Origin of the sequence: Streptomyces sp. NPDC051822 (assembly GCF_044452745.1) — a bacterium.
Lineage (GTDB): Bacteria > Actinomycetota > Actinomycetes > Streptomycetales > Streptomycetaceae > Streptomyces.
In genome coordinates, this window is sequence record NZ_JBITBZ010000007.1 from 243,628 (window position 1) to 260,518 (window position 16,891).

The window sequence follows — 16,891 nt, forward strand, 5'->3', positions numbered from 1 at the left end:
CCGTTCAGACCTTCCGTTTTTTCTGCTTCATGGCGAATCAAGGAATGTTTTTCGTGAGCAACAAAGCTGTACGACAAGGGCGTTACGGCGTCGACGGTCCGGGCTGGCTCCTCGCCCTCGGCGGCGGGGTCGTGGCACCGCTGGCGGCGGTCGCCGCGGGCGCGCCCCGCTGGCTGCTGCGGGTCGCGCCCGTGGTGGCGGTTCCGGCGGGGCTGTACCTGCACGCGACCGTACGGGGCAAGTTCCTCGTGTGGGAGGAGCAGTTGGACGCGCTCGACCTGCGCGGCGACGAGCGGGTGCTGGACCTGGGCTGCGGGCGCGGAGCGGTCCTCACCGCGGTGGCGGACCGGGTGCCGAAGGGCCATGTCACCGGGGTCGACATCTGGCGCTCGGTCGACCAGTCGGGCAATGACGAGCGGACCACCACCGAGAACGCCGAGCGCGCCCAGGTCGCCGACCGGGTCGACCTGGTCACCGCGGACATGAGGCGGATCCCGCTCGCCGACGACACGTTCGACCTCGTGGTGTCCAGCATGGCGATCCACAACATCGGCAGTGCGCGAGGGCGCGAGGAGGCCGTCCGCGAGGCCTACCGGGTCCTCAGGCCCGGCGGACGGCTGCTCATCGCGGACATCTTCCACGCCCGCCGCTACCAGGAGATCCTGCGCGCGGTGGGTGCCGTCGGCGTGACGTGTAAGGATGCGGGTCCCCGGATGTGGTGGAGCGGCCCATGGGTCCGGACCCTCCTGGTGAGCGCCGAGAAGCCGGCCGCCCTGGACGGCGACGGCGAAGACCTCGACGACCTGGAAGAGGAGCGCCGGTCATGAGCGTCTCCACCCCCTTCCCGCAGGTGAACGGCGTGCGGCCGGGCAGCCTCGTCGACCTGCTGCGGTCACTGGCCGCCCGGCAGCCCGACCGGCTCGCCTACCTCCACCTCGACAGCCACGGCGAGGAGGAGTCCCGCCTCACGTACGCCGGACTCGACCGGCGCGCACGGGAGGTGGCGGCGAGCCTGCAGGCGGAGACCAAGACCGGCGACCGGGTGCTGATCCTGTTGCCGCCGGGCGCGGACTACGTGAGCGCGTACTTCGGCTGCCTGTACGCGGGGACGGTGGCCGTGCCCTGCTATCCGCCGCACTCCCGCAACCTCCCCCGGCTCCTCGCCGTCGCCGCGGACGCGGCTCCGACCGCGGCGCTGACCGGTGACCGTGTCCCGGCCGCCGTCCGCGAGAGGCTCCTCGACGCACCCGAGCTCGCGGCCGTCACCTGGCTGCCGACCGGGGCGCTCACCGCCGACGCCGGGCAGTGGGCCGATCCGCTCGTCGGCACCGACACCCTCGCGTTCCTGCAGTACACCTCGGGCAGCACCGCCGCGCCGAAGGGCGTGATGGTCTCGCACGGCAACCTGCTGCACAACTCCTTCCAGATCCAGCGGCGTTCGCGGACCGCGGAGGACTCGGTCTGCGTGAGCTGGCTGCCGCCGTACCACGACATGGGGCTCATCGGCGGCATCCTGCAGCCCCTCACCGCCGGGTGCCCCGGGATCCTGATGGCGCCGGGCACCTTCGTCCTGGACCCCGTCCAGTGGCTGCGCGCGATCTCCGCCTACGGCGCGACGGTCTCCCCGTCCCCGCCGTTCGCGCTCGACCTCTGCGTCGAGCGGGTCGACCCCGCCGGCCACGACACCCCGCTGGACCTGAGCACCCTGGAGACGATCGTCGTCGGCGCGGAGCCCGTACGGGCCGCGACGCTCGACCGCTTCGCCGACCGCTTCGCCCCCTGGGGGCTGCGCCGGGAGGTGCTGCGGCCCAGCTACGGCCTCGCCGAGAGCACGCTGATGGTGTCCTGTGGGGAGCACCTCACGCGCTCGACCGCCGTCACGGTCGACACCGCGGCCCTGGAGGCGCACCGCGTCGTGCCCGCCTCCGCCGACGCCGGGAGCGGCCGGAGCCGCGAGGTCGTGGGCTGCGGCTCCGCCGTCGACGGGCAGCGGCTGCTCGTCGTCGATCCGGCGACCGCCGCCGTCTGCGGCCCCGACCGGGTCGGTGAGATCTGGGTGGGCGGCCCGAACGTCGCCCACGGGTACTGGGGGCGGCCCGACGAGAGCGAGGCGGCCTTCGAGGCGGAGCTCGCCGACGGGGAAGGACCGTTCCTGCGGACCGGTGACCTGGGGTTCCTGCGGGACGGCGAGCTGTTCGTCACCGGTCGCAGCAAGGACCTGATCATCGTCCGGGGCCGCAACCTCTACCCGCAGGACATCGAGCGCTGTGCGGAGCGGGGCCATCCGGCCCTCCAGGCCAACTCCTCGGCCGCCGTGGCCGTCGAGGACGGCGGGGCGGAGCGGCTGGTGCTCGTGGCCGAGGTCCGGCGCGGGGCGGAACTCCCGCCCGTGGCCGAGGTCGCACGGCAGCTCGGCAGGGCCGTCGCCTCGGAGTTCGACGTACGGCTCCACCGGCTCGTCCTCGTCCGGGCCGGCACCGTTCCCAAGACCTCCAGCGGCAAGATCCGGCGGCGGGCCACCCTGCAGGCCCTCCTCGACGGCACGCTCACCGTCGTGGGCGACTGGACGGCCGGCGCGGACACCGCCCCGGCACCTCCGGCCGCCGGCGGCAGCGGCAGCGGTGCCGTCGAGGCCTATCTCGGCGCCCTGCTGACGACGCTGGTCCCGGACGGCCCGGACGCCCTCCACCGGGAGCGCCCGCTGCTCGACCTGGGCATGGACTCCCTGACCATGCTCCGGCTCGCCGGCCGGATCGAACGCGACCTGGGCGTGGACGTCTCCGACGTCGTGTTCGACGGCGATCCGACCGTCGCCACGCTCGCGGCCGTGGTCGTCGAGCGGCGCCCGTCGGGACTCCCCCTCACCGACGAGGGCCTGCTGAACACGACGACCGGTCCCCCTTCGACGGTCGCCGTACCCACCGCCCCGCACGCGCCCTTCCCGCAGACCGACACCCAGCAGGCCTACTCCCTCGGCCGCACGGGCGCCTTCGAGCTGGGGAACGTCTCCACCCACGTGTACCTGGAGTTCGACGCCCCCGGGCTCGACCTGACCCGGTTCGAGCACGCCTGGCGGCGTGTGATCGACCGGCACGAGATGCTGCGTGCCGTCATGGTGCCGGCCACCAACGAGCAGCGGATCCTCCCCGACGTACCCCTGTACGAGATCCGGGTGACCGACCTGCGCGGCCGTGACCGGGAGGAGGCCGAGGCGGAGCTGGCCGCCGTACGGGAGCGGCTGTCGCACGAGGTGCGTCCGGCCGACGAGTGGCCGCTGTTCGAGGTCGCCGCGACCCGGCTGGACGACGGCCTGCGGGTCCACCTCAGCGTGGACTCGCTGATCGCGGACTTCTCCTCCGGCCGGGTCCTGTTCGACGACCTGTCCCGCTTCTACGCCGAGCCGCACGCCAAGCCGCCCGTGCCGGAGAGGTCCTTCCGCGAGCACGTACAGGCGGAGGCGGACCGCCGCGACACCGCCGCGTACCGGCGTTCGCGCGACTACTGGTGGAGCAGGCTGCCCGAGCTGCCCCCGGCGCCTCAGCTGCCCGCCGCCGCCCGCGCCGGGTCGATCGACCGGCCGCGGTTCACCCGGCGCGAGACCGCCCTTCCCGCCGAGCTGTGGCAGGGCCTCAAGGAGCGGGCGCGCCGGGCCGGGCTGACGCCGACCGGGCTGCTGCTCGCCGCGTACGCCGAGGTCCTGGCCACCTGGAGCACCAGCCGGCACTTCACCCTCAACGTGCCGCGCCTCACCCGGCCCGTGCAGGACCCCGCGTACCACGAGGTGATCGGCCAGTTCGCGTCCTTCAACCTCCTTGAGGTCGACTTCCGTACCGGCGCCGGCTTCCGTGACCGGGCGCGTGAGCTCCAGCGGCGGCTGCGGTCCGACCTGCGGCACCAGGACGTCAGCGGCGTCGAGGTGCTCCGGGAGCTGATGCGGCTCCAGGGCGGATTCGACCAGGCGCTCATGCCGGTGGTGATGACCAGCAACCTGGCCTTCGCCACAGCGGGGAGGACACCGCTCGAAAAGCTGCTGTCCCCGGTGTTCGCCGTCTCGCAGACCCCGCAGGTGTCCCTCGACGAGCAGGTGCAGGAGGTCGAGGGCGCGCTGCTCCTGAACTGGGACTCGGTCGACGAGCTGTTCCCCGCCGGTCTCGTCGGCGACATGTTCGCCGCCCACACGGATCTCCTTCACCGGCTCGCGACCGACGAGGAGACCTGGTCGCGCGAGACACCGATCGCCCTGCCGGCCGCGCAGGCGGAACGGCGCGTGGCGGGCACGGGCCCGACCCGTACGGTTCCGGACGTCCAGGTGCAGCACCTGTTCGAGCGGCAGGTGGCGATCCGGCCCGACGCCCCCGCCGTGATCGCCCCGGACCGGACCCTGAGCTACGCGCAGCTCGACACCGCCGCCCGGCGGGTCGCCCGCTGGCTGCGCGCTCACGGCGCCCGGCCCGGACAACTGGTCGCCGTCGTCATGGACAAGGGCTGGGAGCAGGCCGTCGCCGCGTACGCGGTGCTGTTCTCGGGCGCCGCGTACCTGCCGATCGACCCCGGCCTGCCAGGGCCGCGGATCCGCCGTCTGCTCGACAAGGGCGAGGTCGGGCTCGTCCTGACGCGCTCACGGCTCGACAACGCCCTGGATTGGCCGGCCGGACCGCTGCGGCTCTGCCTGGACCGGCCGCTGCCCGCCGACACCGGCTCGCCGCTTCCCTCGCACGGCAGCCCGGCCGACCTCGCGTACACCATGTTCACCTCCGGCTCGACGGGCGAGCCGAAGGGTGTGATGGTCAACCACCGGGCCGTCGTCAACTGCCTGCTGGAGACCGTCGAGACGTTGCGGATCACGGAGGACGACCGCTGCCTCGCGGTGACCGCGCTCCACCACGACCTGTCGGTCTTCGACCTCTTCGGCGTGCTCGCCGCGGGCGGCGCGCTGGTCATGCCCGCCGCCGCCGACCGCCGCGACCCGGCGCACTGGGCGGAGCTGATCGCCGCGCACCGGGTCACGGTGTGGAACTCGGTGCCCGCGATGATGGAGATGCTCCTGGAGAGCGCCGGCGAGGACGGCAGGCTCGGCTCGCTCCGGCTGGCCCTGCTCGGCGGCGACTGGATCCCCCTGGCCGTACCGCGCCGCCTCGCGGAGTGGGCGCCGGGCGTCGAGGTGGTCTCCGTCGGCGGTCCGACCGAGACGACCGTGTGGAGCATCTGGCACCGCGTCGCCGAGGTCGATCCGGCCTGGCGCAGCATCCCGTACGGCACGCCCCTCGCCAACGTCCGCTACCGCGTGCTCGACGAGCGGCTGCGCGAGTGCCCGGAGTGGGTGACCGGCGAGATGTACGTCTCCGGGACATGTCTGGCCGACGGCTACTGGCGCGACCCCGAGCGCACGGAGGCCGTGTTCACCGCGCACCCCGAGACCGGCGAGCGGATGTACCGCACCGGTGACCTGGGAAGGTGGCGGCCGGACGGCACCATCGAGTTCATGGGCCGGGCCGACTTCCAGGTGAAGATCCGCGGCCAGCGCGTCGAACTCGGCGAGATCGAGGCGGCGCTGCTCGCGCACCCCGCCGTCGCCTCGGCCGTCGTCACCGCCACCGGCCGCGCCGACCGGCCCGGCCACGACGGTCTGGTCGCCTATGTCGTCCCCGAGCCGGGCACCGGCGCGGCTCGGCCGGACGCGGCCGACGCGGAGGAGGCGCGGCGCAACGGTGTCACCGTGCTCGACCCGGTGGCCCGGGCCGCGTTCAAACTCGCCCGGCACGGCCTGCGCCGGGAACCCGACCGGCCCCGGGTCGTCCTCCCGCCGCCGGTACGGGAGGAGCCGTCACGGCGGCGCAGCGAGCGGGACTTCCTCCCCGGTCCGGTCGGCCTCGCCGAACTGGCGGGCTGCCTGGGCGTCCTGCACCAGGGCGAGGTGGACGGTCTCGCCAGGTGCCGCTACCCGTCAGGGGGCGGCCTCTACCCGGTCCAGACGTACCTGTACGTGAAGGCCGGTGCGGTCTCCGGCCTGCCGGGAGGTACGTACTACCTCGACCCGCGGGACAACGCCCTGGTCACCCTCCACGAGGGCGCGACCGTCGGGGCCGGCGTCCATGCGGCGCACAACCGCGCCGTCTTCGAGGCCGCCGGCTTCAGCCTGTTCCTGGTCGCCGACCTCGACGCGATCGAGCCCCTGTACGGCTCGCTCGCCCGCGACCTGTGCCTGCTGGAGGCCGGGTACATGGGGCAGCTCATGATGGAACGGGCCGCGGACGGCGACATCGGTCTCTGTCCGGTCGGCGCGCTCGACTTCGCCCCGGTCAGGCCGCTGCTCGCGCTGGGCGAGAACCACGTGCTCGTGCACTCGATGCTCGGTGGCCGGGTGGACCGTGGCGCCGCCGCCCGGCCCGCCGGGGCGACCGGGCCCGCGACGCCGACCGGGCCGCTCACCGAGCGGCTCAGGGGATGGCTCGGCGACCGGCTGCCCGCGCACATGGTCCCCGACCATGTGCTGAGCCTGGACCGCTGGCCGTTGAGCGCCAACGGCAAGATCGACCGGAGGGCCCTGCCGGCCCCCAGGGGGGACGGGGAAGCCGCCGGGTTCGTCGCGCCGCGCACACCGACGGAGGAACGGCTCGCCGCCCTCTGGTGCGAAGTCCTCGGCCTGCCCCGGGTGGGCGTCCACGACAACTTCTTCGAACGCGGCGGGAACTCGCTGGCCGCTACCCGGCTGGTCGCCCGGCTGCGCGACCGGTTCCAGGTCGCGATCGGCCTCCGGGAGGTGTTCACCTCGCGCACGGTCGCGGAACTGGCGGTCACGGTCGACCGGCTCCGGAAGGAGACGAACGAGGAGAGCGGGAAGAGTGAGGCACGCGGGGTGAGCGGGGCGAGCACCAGGGACTGACTCGCCGGTCGACCGAACCCCGGGCGGGCGTCCGACGTCCCGCCCGGGATTCGTCCCGAGCTCGTCGATAAATGTGTCGACACCGGTCGCGGTGATCAGGGAGGGTGCACGCGATGACCAGAATCGATGACACACCGACCGCGTGGGACGAGCGCACCCAGCTCACCACGTTCCTCGACTACGCACGTGACACCGCCCGCGTGAAGTGCGAGGGCGTCTCCGCGGAGAACGCCCGCAAGGCGGTCCTTCCGGGCTCGCCCCTGATGACCATGAGCGGATTGATCAACCACCTCCGCTGGGTCGAGTACTACTGGTTCCAGGTGGTCTTCCTCGGCGAGGAGGACGAGGGACCCTGGACCGATGAGGACCCCGACCGCGAGATGCGCGTCGCCGTCGACTTCCCGCTCCCGCAGCTCCTCGACGAATACGCGGAACAGAGCGCCCGCTACCGCGAACTCGTCGCCGGGAACGGCCTGGACACCCAGGCCAAGAGGGCCGGCCGCGAGGGCCGCCACGTCGACCTGCGCTGGATCCTCCTCCACCTCACCGAGGAGACGGCCCGCCACAACGGCCACCTGGACATCCTGCGGGAGTTGCTGGACGGCACGACCGGCGCCTGAGACCGCGTCCCGCCGGAAGCGTCGGCGGTTGTCACACGGCCGGCCTTTCGAGGCCGGCCGTGTCGGCTCCATCGGCCTCCTCGCTGAACCGGAACCGGAACCCCAGGGCATGCAGGAGCGCGAGGACCAGGTCCTCCGCCAGCGGATCGCACTCGGCCACCAGGGCGGCCCGGAGCGCCACCGGATCCGGCCGGAGACCGGCCTCCCGAGCCCAGGCCGCGGCTCGCCCGGCCACTTCGGCCGCGTCGCCGATCCACTCAGCGGGCAGTCCGTGGTCCCGCGCCATCTCCGGCGACAGAGCACACTGCCACGAACGGCCGTCGGCACCCGCCGCCTGAACCGTCGCGAAGCCGCTGTCGACCACATGAGAGACCAGGACGGAACCACCCGTCTCACGGACGATCGAAGGGTCCGGATCCGCGAGGGGATACAGCCGCAGGGCCTGCCACCCGCCCTCACACGCCCACCCGAGCGGCACGCAGTCCGCGCCCCCCATCGCCACCGACTCCGTCAGCGGCCGACCGGCTCGCGCCACGATGAAAGACCCCGAGAACCCCATGGCGGGGAACCATGGCGTCGACCACGGACACCGGGCCGACCGAAGGAACTCCCGAATGGTGCCGGCCCAACGGCGCTGCCTGCTGGTGCTGGACAACGCCCGCGACGAGGCCCAGGTCCGCCCGCTCCTGCCGGCCGCCGGGCACCGCGACGAGGCCGGGGACGTCTTCACCCGGTGCGTGGACCTCGGCGCGGCAGCCGACCCCGGTCGCCTCACCGAAGCCCGGGAACACCTCGCCGCCCTCGCCGACCTTTGACGGCGCGCGCACCGCGATGTCTTAGTGTGTCCCGCGATCACCGAACACACGACCACACACGGGGCGACCACATGACCATTCACCGTCCGGGACTTCCGGATGACCTTCCGTCGGGCGAGGCGCTGTGGGCGCGCTGGGCGCTGCTCGCCGCCCTCTCGGCGACCACCGAGGAGGAGCAGCGCAAGAGCGGGTACCGGACCGGGCGTTGGGTCGACGGTTCGGGGCTGCACTACGACGACAGCGGCTGCACCTGGTGGACCATGTCCCGGATGGGCGAGGGCCGGTTCGTGCTGTACGGCGAGGACGAGTCGAGCGGCGTGAAGTGGCACGAGACGCCGATCGACATGCTGGCGGGCGGCCCCGACTGGCTTCCGTACGACGAGCTGCGCGACCGGCTCGAAGGGTACGAGCTCGGCTGCGTCTACTGGTACGAGAACGGGACCTGGGCCCGCGCGCCGTACCCCGACGACCTCCACGACGACGGTCTCGACTGCGGCATGAGCGGCTTCGTCGACCGGGGCAGGGTCCTGGGGGAGCTGTCGGAGTACGTCGACGACACGGTCGACGGGCCGGGCGCGGACGCACTGCTCGCCGACGCCGAGGCGCAGCGGCTGGACCCGGCGCTGCTGCTTGGGCGGTTGTGTTCCACCGATCCCGACGACGAGCCGCTGGACCCGCCGGCCATCGGGCGGGCCCTGGTCCTCGCGGGCCTCGCAGGGCCCGGCGTGCCCGTGGCGTAGGGGCGGCGATCCCCCGGACGCGGGCCGGGGGATCGGACCGTCACCCGCGGCGTCGGCCGAGCAGGAGGCCGAGCGCGACCATGCCCAGGCCCAGTGCCAGGTGCAGCCAGTTGTCCGCGGTGTTGACCGGTATGAAGTTGGCCCCGCTGTCCTGGTCGATGATCAGGCCGTACAGCCAGAGCGCCAGGTACACCACGCCGCCTCCGATGAGGAAGGCCCGGGCCGTGGACGCGGCACGGGACATGGCGATGCCCGCGACGCCGAAGAGGAGATGCACGAGGTTGTGCAGGACCGACACCTGGAAGACGCCGAACAGCTCGGCTCCGGAGTGGTGCTCGGCGAACTCCATGCTGTCGTAGTCCGTGGTGACACCGGGTATGAATCCCAGGACGCCCACCAGCAGGAAGACGGCCCCGACCAGCAGTGCGGCCGACTGCACCGGCGTCCGCGCGAGCCCCGCACGGTGTGTCGTCATCATGATCGAACCACCTGTTCCTGATCGGGGGGCACACGTCGGCGACTTCCCCGGCGCACGCGCTTCATCCCTGGCCGGCACCCCTCTGTCGCCCTGCGGCCCGCCTCACCGGGCGGCCGTGGTGATGTGGGCGCACGTCCGCACCACCTCGCCGAGGCTGAGGCCCTCCGCCCGCAGCGCGCGCTGGCGGTCCGCCCCGCCGCCGCGGGTCAGGTGGGTGGCGATTCCCCGCCGTACCCCGTCGAGGTCACCGGAGTCCCGCAGCGCCTCCTCGGTGTGCCGGACGAGGGCGTCGAACGCCTCCTCGGGGGAGGTCTCCCGCAGGGTGACCGGGTGGACGAGCGGCCCCCGGAGCCCTGACCGGGCGGCGCGCCAGGAGGCCAGCCGCAGGAGGCCGGCGGAGACGCGGGCCGGTGTCCCGCCGCTCCGCCAGGCGCGGGCGGCGGTCTCCACGAGGCCGCGTGCGAGGGTGGCGACGAGCACGGTCGTGTCCGGTTCGAGGCAGACGTCGGCGACCCGGATCTCGACCGTCGGATAGCTGGAGGACAGACGGGCGTCGAAGTAGATCATCCCGGGGTCGCGCAGGACGCCGGTGGCGAGCATCGCCTCCACCTGTTCGTGGTACCGCTCCGCGCTGCCGAAGAGCTCGTAGGGGCCCGCGGAGGGCCATCGGTTCCACACCCGGCTGCGGTAGCTGCTGTAGCCGCTGTCCTGCCCCTGCCAGAACGGCGAGTTCCCGCTGAGCGCGTTCAGGAGGTACAGCCAGGGACGGATCCGGTCGAGGACGGCGATGCCTTCGTCGTCGGATTCCACGGCCACGTGGACGTGGCACCCGCATGTGAGCTGTTCCCGGGTGGTGAGGGCGAACTGCTCGGCCATCCACCGGTACCTGACGCCCAGGTGGCGGGACGGCTCCACGGGGAGCGGCGAGGTGGCGAGGGCGGCGACGAGCGCGCCGGCCTCCCGGGCGTACCGCTGCGCCTCGCCCCGCCAGCGGACGATCTCCTGCCGGAGTTCGCCCATGTCCGTCATCGGCCGGGTGGCGAACTCCAGCTGCTCCTGGTGCAGCTCCTTCTCGAAGACCTCCCCCGCCTCCTCCCCGCGCAGCGCCGCGGAGGCCAGTACCGCCGACGAAACGGCGATGGGTTCGCCCGTCCGGGCGTCGACGAGTATGAGCTCCTCCTCGACTCCTACCGTGCGGACTCCTGGCATGCGCATGGACGCTCCTGTACGACATCGGGCGCCCCGCCCCGCCGTTCGGCGCTCCGGGGGGAGGCCGCGCGCGGGTCGGGACAGGGACGTCACGCGTATGCCCACTTCCGCGCGCGTGACGCGTCCCGCCCTGGTGTCGGCGACCGGTCCCCCGGTTATTCCGTGGTGGCGCGCTCCGTTGACGTGGAGACTCGCCCCATGGTGGACATGTGGGCGTTCCGGGACGCGGTCGACCGCTGGGCGGCCGGCGGCCCCGGCGGTCCGGCGGACGAGTCGGCGGTGCGGCTGGGGCTGCGGACGGCGGTGCTCCTGGAGGGGCGCAGTGACCTCGCGGCCGTCGAGGCCCTGGCGGCGCTGCGCGGCCGGGACCTGGCCGCCGAGGGCGTGGGCGTGCTGTCGATGGGCGGGGCGATGAGCGTGGGCCGCTACGCCGATCTGCTCGGGACGTCCGGTCTCGGCCTGCGCCTGACGGGTCTGTGCGACGAGCGCGAGCAGCGCTACTACGACCGTGCGCTGCGCCGGGCCGGGGCGTCGTCCGGTGGGTTCTTCGTGTGCGTGGCGGACCTGGAGGACGAGCTCATCCGCGCGCTGGGCACGGCGCGGGTCGAGGAGATCATCCGGGCGGAGGGGGACCTGCGGGCCTGGCAGACCTTCCTGCGCCAGCCCGCGCAGCACGATCGCCCCCGGCACCAGCAGCTGCGTCGCTTCCTGGGGACGAAGAAGGGCCGCAAGATCCGCTACGGCCTGCTGCTGGTGGAGGCTCTAGCGCCCGGCCAGGTCCCGGCGCCGCTGGACGAACTCTTCGCGAGCCTGTGACGCCGCCGCCGGAGGGCGGCCGCCACGGACCGCGCGGTCGACGCCCCCTCCCCTCCCTTCCCTCCGATCCGACCAGTCGGTATGTTGCTCGCGACCGCTGAGCATCCGGAGGACCACATGCCCGAGCCCGAGGCCGTGATCGACGGCCACTGCGACCCTCGCTTCACCGCCGTACGGGAGGCCTTCGAGGCCAACTTCCGTACGCTCGCGGAGCTGGGGGCCGCCGTCACCGTCGAGCTGCACGGCGAGACCGTGGTCGACCTGTGGGGCGGCTGGGCGGACGCCGCCCGTACGCGCCGCTGGGAGCGCGACACCGTGGTCAACGTCTGGTCCACGACCAAGGGCGTGACCGCCCTCTGCGCGCACCTGCTCGCGGACCGCGGGCTGCTCGACCTGGACGCGCCGGTCGCCTCGTACTGGCCGGAGTTCGCCGCGGCGGGCAAGGAGACGCTGCCCGTACGCCATCTGCTGTCCCACCGCGCCGGCCTCGCCGGCCTGCGCGAGCCGCTCTCGCTCGCGGAGTTCTACGACTGGGGGGTGACGACCGCCCGGCTCGCGGCGACGGAGCCGTGGTGGGAGCCCGGCACCCGCTCGGGCTACCACGCCATGACGTACGGCTTCCTGGTCGGCGAGGTGATCCGGCGCATCACGGGACGGCTGCCCGGCGCCTTCCTCCGCGACGAGATCACCGGCCCCCTCGGCATCGACTTCACCATCGGGCTCCCGGAGGAGGAGGCGGGCCGGGCGGCGGAACTCGTCCACCCCCGCGCCTCGTCGACGAGTGCGCGGGCCGCGGCCTTCGCCCAGCTGGAGCCCGCGGCACAGGCCGCGCTGGCCAATCCGCTCGTGGGCGCCGCGCAGGCCAACAGCCCCGAGTGGCGCGCGGCGGAGCTGCCGGCGGCCAACGGTCACGGAACGGCGCGCGCGGTCGCCCGGCTGTACGGCGTATTCGCCGGGCGCGGCCGGTCGGGCGAGCACCGGATCCTGTCCGAGGCGGCCGTGGAACGGGCCCGCGAGGGGCAGGGGTCCGGCCGGGACCTGGTCCTGGGCGCGGGTTTCGCCCACGACACCGAGTGCGCCCTCGGCCTCTGGCTCAGCGGGCCCAACGCCTCGTACGGCCCGAATCCGCGCGCCTTCGGTCATGACGGCTTCGGCGGCTCCTGCGGCCTCGCGGACCCTGAGTCAGGCCTTTCCCTGGGGTACGTGATGAACCGGATGGGTCCCGGCATCGCGGACGATCCCCGCAAGAAGGCTCTCGTCGACGCCGTGTACGCGGCGCTCTGACCGACGGGAACCGGACACCCGGCCGACGGGGACGGAGGGCACGATTCCGGCATTGAGGGGGTGCCCCCGCTTCCGCCGCCGTCTCCGGACGACCTCGCCTCCGGTCACGGCGGGGGCATCCTCAGCCCTGGGGCCGACGCCCGGAACTGTGCGCCCGCTACTCCCCGGAGAGTGCTTCGGGGCTCCGTCCGCCGGGTCGCCCGCCAGCACCGCAAGGCCTCTGAAAGGGCGTCAGCAAATTCCCGTAAGCGTTTGCGCGAGGGCGTCTCCTCGCGCGGGACACGGCCCGCGCGACGAGAGCGATCCGCACGCCGCCGACGACAGGCCATCTGAACGCGCGTAGAGCGGCCGAAAGGCGTTCTTGCCGCGGAGGTCGCCGGGGTCCGAGGATTCCCCCTGTCGGGTTTGACAGGTCCATGGCGGACTACCCCTCCGTCCCGCACCTGTCCGCTCCGCACCGAAGGGATCGCCCACCCAGCGATTCCCCCGCTCCCCCACCGGAGGATCCAGTGAACCTCAAGCGTCTGTCCCCCCTCGGCGGCGCGGCCAAGGGCGCACGGCTCGTGGCCGTGGCGTCCGCGCTGCTCGCCGCCTCAGCGCTTGCCGTCCCCAGTTCGTCCGCGGCCAGCGCGGCGGACGGCCGGGCCACCACCGCCCAACTCGCCGCCGCCGACCAGGCCGTACGCGGAGCCGATGTGCCCGGCACCGCGTGGTACACCGACCAGGCGACCGGGAAGATCGTCCTCACCGCCGACTCCACCGTCTCCGCCGCCGAGATCGCCAAGATCAAGAAGGCGGCCGGCGACCGCGCCTCCGCCCTGGAGATCAAGCGCACGCCCGGCACGTTCAACAAGCTCATCGCGGGCGGCCAGGCCATCTACGCGGGCGGCGGGCGCTGCTCGCTCGGCTTCAACGTCCGCAGCGGCACGACGTACTACGCCCTGACCGCGGGTCACTGCACCAACATCGGCAGCACCTGGTACACCAACTCGGCCAACACCACGGTGCTCGGCACCCGCGCCGGTACCAGCTTCCCGACCAACGACTACGGCATCATCCGCCACTCCAACGCCTCGGCGGCGGACGGCCGGGTCTACCTCTACAACGGCAGCTACCGCGACATCACCGGCGCGGCCAACGCCTCCGTGGGCCAGTCCGTGCAGCGCAGCGGCAGCACCACCGGTCTGCGGAGCGGAACGGTCACCGGGCTCAACGCGACCGTCAACTACGGCGGTGGCGACATCGTCTACGGCATGATCCAGACCAACGTCTGCGCCGAGCCCGGCGACAGCGGCGGCGCGCTCTTCTCCGGCACCACCGCGCTCGGCCTCACCTCCGGCGGCAGCGGCAACTGCTCCAGCGGCGGGACCACGTTCTTCCAGCCGGTGACCGAGGCCCTGAGCGCGTACGGCGTGAGCGTCTTCTAGCCCTTCCGGCTCCAGTCCTTTCCCCCGGAGCCACAGACAGGCCGGCGGTCCCCCTCGGGGGCCGCCAGCCCTGTCGTCGCACGCCGTGCGTCAGGCGCTCGCGCCGACGCCGACGAGCCTGTCCGTCAGTTCCATGAGCCGCCTGCGGGCCTCCGCGTCATAGGCCTGCTCGTGCGCGCGGGCGTCCGTGAACCGGTCGAAGTACCGGCCGGTGGTCCGCGCCAGGTCGGGGTCCGTCACGAGGCGCACGGTCGGCCGCACCCCCTCCTCGATCGCCACGACCGGGGTGAGCCCGTACTCGCGCACTCCACGGGTGTCCATCAGATGGGCGGGATGAAGGGTGTTGACGGTGACTCCCGTGCCGTCGAGTTCGGCCGCGAGCTCGAAGCTCGTCATGATCATCGCCAGTTTGCTGCGACAGTAGGCCCGCAGCCCCTCGTACCCCTCCTCCAGCATGACGTCGTCGAAGTCGATGCGCTCCTGCCCGATGGAGGCGACGTTGACGACGCGGGCGGGCGCCGAGGCCGTGAGCAGGGGCAGGAGCGCCCGGGTGAGGACGTAGGGCGCCAAGTGGTTCACGGCGAAGCGCAGTTCGTACCCTTGGGCGCTCCGTTCCCGCCTGAGCGGTTCGGCTCCGCCGCCGGCCACCGCGTTGTTCACGAGCGCGTCGAGCCGGGTCTCGGTCGCGCGCAGCCGGTCGGCCATCGCGCGGACCTGGTCCAGGTCACCGAGGTCGGCGAGGTAGGTCCTGACCTCGGTGTGCGGGGCCCGTGCCCGTACCTCCTCCGCGGTCGCTCCGAGGCGGTCGGGGTCCCTGCCGTGCAGCAGGACGGTGCGGCCCCGTGCGGCGAGGTCCAGCGCGATGCCGCGCCCGAGTCCCTGGGTCGCGCCGGTGATCAGGACGGTCTGTGCCGTACGTGCGTTCATGCCGGCCATCCTGGCCGGGGCGCCGGCCCGCTGGGGAGCGGGAACGGGTCCTGGTGTTGGCACCACCAGGCACCGCCGGGCACTGCCGGGACCGGCGGAACCGGCGGGACCGGCGGAACCGGCGGAACCGGCGGTTCAGTCGACCGGCCAGGTGTGCGCCGGAGCGTTCAGGTGCATGTACTCGATGTACTGCCGGGTCATCCGGCGCAGCGCCTGGTGCCGGTCCGCGTGGACGACGTCGTGCAGGTGGTGGAACATCTCGGACTGCCACACCGCGCCGTTGCGGCCGCTGACGCACCGCTGCTCGATGACGCCGAGCAGCGGCTCCCGCCGGCCCGCGTCCAGGCCCATCCGTTCGAGGCCGCGGTCCGCCAGGGGCAGCAGGCGCCGCAGCACCAGTTCGGTCACCGGGACCTCGCCCATGCCCGGCCAGTACAGATGCGCGTCGATTCCGTGCCGTGCGGCGGTGTGCAGGTTCTCCTCCGCCGCGGCGAACGACATCCGGGACCAGACGGGCCGGTCCTCGTCGACCAGGGCGCGGACGAGTCCGTAGTAGAAGGCACCGTTCGCGAGCACGTCGGCCACCGTGGGGCCGGCGGGCAGCACCCGGTTCTCCACCCGCAGATGCGGGACGCCGTCGACGACGGCGTACACGGGGCGGTTCCAGCGGTACACCGTCCCGTTGTGCAAGGTGAGTTCGGCGAGGCCGGGGATCCCGCCGGCAGCGAGCGTCTGCACCGGGTCCTCGTCGTCGCAGACGGGCAGCAGCGCGGGGAAGTAGCGCGCGTTCTCCTCGAAGAGGTCGAAGACGGAGGTGATCCACCGCTCGCCGAACCACACCCGCGGCCGTACGCCCTGCACCTTGATCTCGTCCGGCCGGGTGTCGGTGGCCTGTTCGAACAGCGGGATGCGCGTCTCCCGCCACAGTTCCTTGCCGAACAGGAACGGGGAGTTCGCCGCCAGGGCCACCTGTACCCCGGCGACGGCCTGCGCGGCGTTCCAGTAGTCGGCGAACTCCTCGGGCGCCACCTGCAGATGGAACTGGGTGCTGGTGCACGCCGCCTCCGGCGTGATCGTCTCCGCGTAGGTCCGCAGTCGCTCCACGCCGTCCACCGCGATCAGCAGGTCCTCTCCCCGTGCGGCGAAGATCTGCTCGTTCAGCAGGTGGTAGCGGGGGTTCTCGGAGAGCGACTCCGGCCCCACGTCCTTCAGTTCAAGGGTCGGCAGGATGCCGATCATCACCAGGTGGGCGCCGATCGCCGCGGCCTTCTCCTCGGCGTGGTTGAGCGCGGCGCGGATCTCCTGCTCCCAGGAGTCGGGACCGCCCGCCGAGAGGAGCCTGGGCTCGACGTTGATCTCCAGGTTGAACCGGCCGAGCTCGGTGGCCCAGGACGGATCGGCGATCGCCTCCAGGACGTCCGTGCTGCGCATGGCGGGCTCGGCGTCCGCGTCCACGAGGTTCAGTTCGATCTCCAGACCGACCTGGGGCCGCTCGAAGTCGAACCGGGACTCCCGCAGCATCCGCGCGAACACGTCGAGGCACGTGCGTACCTTGTCGCGGAACCGGCGGCGGTCGTCACGGGTGAACTCCAGCGCCGGGACGTCACGTCCCATCGGTCCCTCCCGCAGCTCGTCGGCACGGACCCCTCTGCCTTCAGCGTCCCACTCCTGGGGCGCCTGAACCACCGAAGC

General features: G+C 73.0%; 13 protein-coding genes. 8 read left to right on the forward strand and 5 right to left on the reverse strand.

What is annotated here, in order from left to right:
• Positions 1-53 precede the first annotated feature (53 nt).
• From ACIA8N_RS22705 to ACIA8N_RS22715, 3 genes are all read left to right on the forward strand, one after another.
• Positions 54-827 carry a class I SAM-dependent methyltransferase gene (locus ACIA8N_RS22705; protein ID WP_365779008.1) on the forward strand — a complete coding sequence of 258 codons (774 nt, stop codon included), beginning with the start codon at positions 54-56 and terminating at the stop codon, positions 825-827.
• On the forward strand, positions 824-6,883 hold the full coding sequence (locus ACIA8N_RS22710) for an amino acid adenylation domain-containing protein (protein ID WP_365779010.1): 6,060 nt from the start codon (positions 824-826) through the stop codon (positions 6,881-6,883). Before ACIA8N_RS22705 ends, ACIA8N_RS22710 begins: the two co-directional genes overlap by 4 nt.
• A gap of 113 nt (positions 6,884-6,996) precedes the next feature.
• The gene (locus ACIA8N_RS22715; RefSeq protein ID WP_365779012.1) at positions 6,997-7,503 is read left to right on the forward strand and encodes a DinB family protein; all 507 of its coding nucleotides are present in this window, start codon (positions 6,997-6,999) and stop codon (positions 7,501-7,503) included.
• Positions 7,504-7,534: 31 nt separating this feature from the next.
• Here the strand turns inward: ACIA8N_RS22715 and ACIA8N_RS22720 are convergent, their stop codons facing one another.
• Positions 7,535-8,038 carry a hypothetical protein gene (locus ACIA8N_RS22720; protein ID WP_365779014.1) on the reverse strand — a complete coding sequence of 168 codons (504 nt, stop codon included), beginning with the start codon at positions 8,036-8,038 and terminating at the stop codon, positions 7,535-7,537.
• Positions 8,039-8,117: 79 nt separating this feature from the next.
• Here ACIA8N_RS22720 and ACIA8N_RS22725 point away from each other — a divergent pair, with 79 nt between their 5' ends.
• Together ACIA8N_RS22725 and ACIA8N_RS22730 are read left to right on the forward strand one after the other, a co-directional pair.
• On the forward strand, positions 8,118-8,318 hold the full coding sequence (locus ACIA8N_RS22725) for a hypothetical protein (protein ID WP_365779016.1): 201 nt from the start codon (positions 8,118-8,120) through the stop codon (positions 8,316-8,318).
• A 71-nt stretch (positions 8,319-8,389) separates the two neighbouring features.
• Positions 8,390-9,058, forward strand: coding sequence for a hypothetical protein (locus ACIA8N_RS22730; RefSeq protein WP_365779018.1), 669 nt, complete (start codon positions 8,390-8,392; stop codon positions 9,056-9,058).
• 40 nt (positions 9,059-9,098) lie between these two features.
• Here the strand turns inward: ACIA8N_RS22730 and ACIA8N_RS22735 are convergent, their stop codons facing one another.
• Positions 9,099-9,533, reverse strand: a complete 435-nt coding sequence (locus tag ACIA8N_RS22735) for a DUF4383 domain-containing protein (RefSeq protein ID WP_365779210.1) — start codon at positions 9,531-9,533, stop codon at positions 9,099-9,101.
• A gap of 105 nt (positions 9,534-9,638) precedes the next feature.
• On the reverse strand, positions 9,639-10,745 hold the full coding sequence (locus ACIA8N_RS22740) for a glutamate--cysteine ligase (RefSeq protein WP_365779213.1): 1,107 nt from the start codon (positions 10,743-10,745) through the stop codon (positions 9,639-9,641).
• Positions 10,746-10,943: 198 nt separating this feature from the next.
• On the opposite strand from ACIA8N_RS22740, the gene ACIA8N_RS22745 reads away from it, so the two are divergent.
• The 3 genes from ACIA8N_RS22745 (at position 10,944) to ACIA8N_RS22755 (ending at position 14,272) form a co-directional block, all read left to right on the forward strand.
• A complete protein-coding gene (locus ACIA8N_RS22745) occupies positions 10,944-11,561 on the forward strand; it encodes a TOPRIM nucleotidyl transferase/hydrolase domain-containing protein (RefSeq protein WP_365779020.1) in 618 nt (205 codons plus the stop codon).
• A gap of 117 nt (positions 11,562-11,678) precedes the next feature.
• Entirely contained in the window at positions 11,679-12,845 is a 1,167-nt protein-coding gene (locus tag ACIA8N_RS22750) for a serine hydrolase domain-containing protein (protein WP_365779022.1), read from the forward strand.
• A gap of 509 nt (positions 12,846-13,354) precedes the next feature.
• Positions 13,355-14,272 carry a S1 family peptidase gene (locus tag ACIA8N_RS22755; protein WP_365779024.1) on the forward strand — a complete coding sequence of 306 codons (918 nt, stop codon included), beginning with the start codon at positions 13,355-13,357 and terminating at the stop codon, positions 14,270-14,272.
• A gap of 90 nt (positions 14,273-14,362) precedes the next feature.
• Here the strand turns inward: ACIA8N_RS22755 and ACIA8N_RS22760 are convergent, their stop codons facing one another.
• Complete coding sequence (locus ACIA8N_RS22760; RefSeq protein WP_399416760.1) at positions 14,363-15,208, reverse strand: SDR family NAD(P)-dependent oxidoreductase; 846 nt, start codon at positions 15,206-15,208, stop codon at positions 14,363-14,365.
• Between the two features lie 126 nt (positions 15,209-15,334).
• Positions 15,335-16,813: a glutamate-cysteine ligase family protein gene (locus ACIA8N_RS22765; RefSeq protein WP_365779028.1), complete on the reverse strand. Its 1,479-nt coding sequence runs from the start codon at positions 16,811-16,813 to the stop codon at positions 15,335-15,337.
• Positions 16,814-16,891: the final 78 nt, after the last annotated feature.

Bases quoted from the DNA above. Each gene is read 5' to 3' on its own strand.
- ACIA8N_RS22750 (WP_365779022.1), top strand. From the start codon at position 11,679: ATGCCCGAGCCCGAGGCCGTGATCGACGGCCACTGCGACCCTCGCTTC.
- ACIA8N_RS22725 (WP_365779016.1), top strand. From the start codon at position 8,118: ATGGTGCCGGCCCAACGGCGCTGCCTGCTGGTGCTGGACAACGCCCGC.
- ACIA8N_RS22740 (WP_365779213.1), bottom strand. From the start codon at position 10,745: ATGCCAGGAGTCCGCACGGTAGGAGTCGAGGAGGAGCTCATACTCGTC.
- ACIA8N_RS22745 (WP_365779020.1), top strand. From the start codon at position 10,944: ATGGTGGACATGTGGGCGTTCCGGGACGCGGTCGACCGCTGGGCGGCC.
- ACIA8N_RS22710 (WP_365779010.1), top strand. From the start codon at position 824: ATGAGCGTCTCCACCCCCTTCCCGCAGGTGAACGGCGTGCGGCCGGGC.
- ACIA8N_RS22735 (WP_365779210.1), bottom strand. From the start codon at position 9,533: ATGACGACACACCGTGCGGGGCTCGCGCGGACGCCGGTGCAGTCGGCC.
- ACIA8N_RS22765 (WP_365779028.1), bottom strand. From the start codon at position 16,813: ATGGGACGTGACGTCCCGGCGCTGGAGTTCACCCGTGACGACCGCCGC.
- ACIA8N_RS22715 (WP_365779012.1), top strand. From the start codon at position 6,997: ATGACCAGAATCGATGACACACCGACCGCGTGGGACGAGCGCACCCAG.
- ACIA8N_RS22760 (WP_399416760.1), bottom strand. From the start codon at position 15,208: ATGGCCGGCATGAACGCACGTACGGCACAGACCGTCCTGATCACCGGC.
- ACIA8N_RS22730 (WP_365779018.1), top strand. From the start codon at position 8,390: ATGACCATTCACCGTCCGGGACTTCCGGATGACCTTCCGTCGGGCGAG.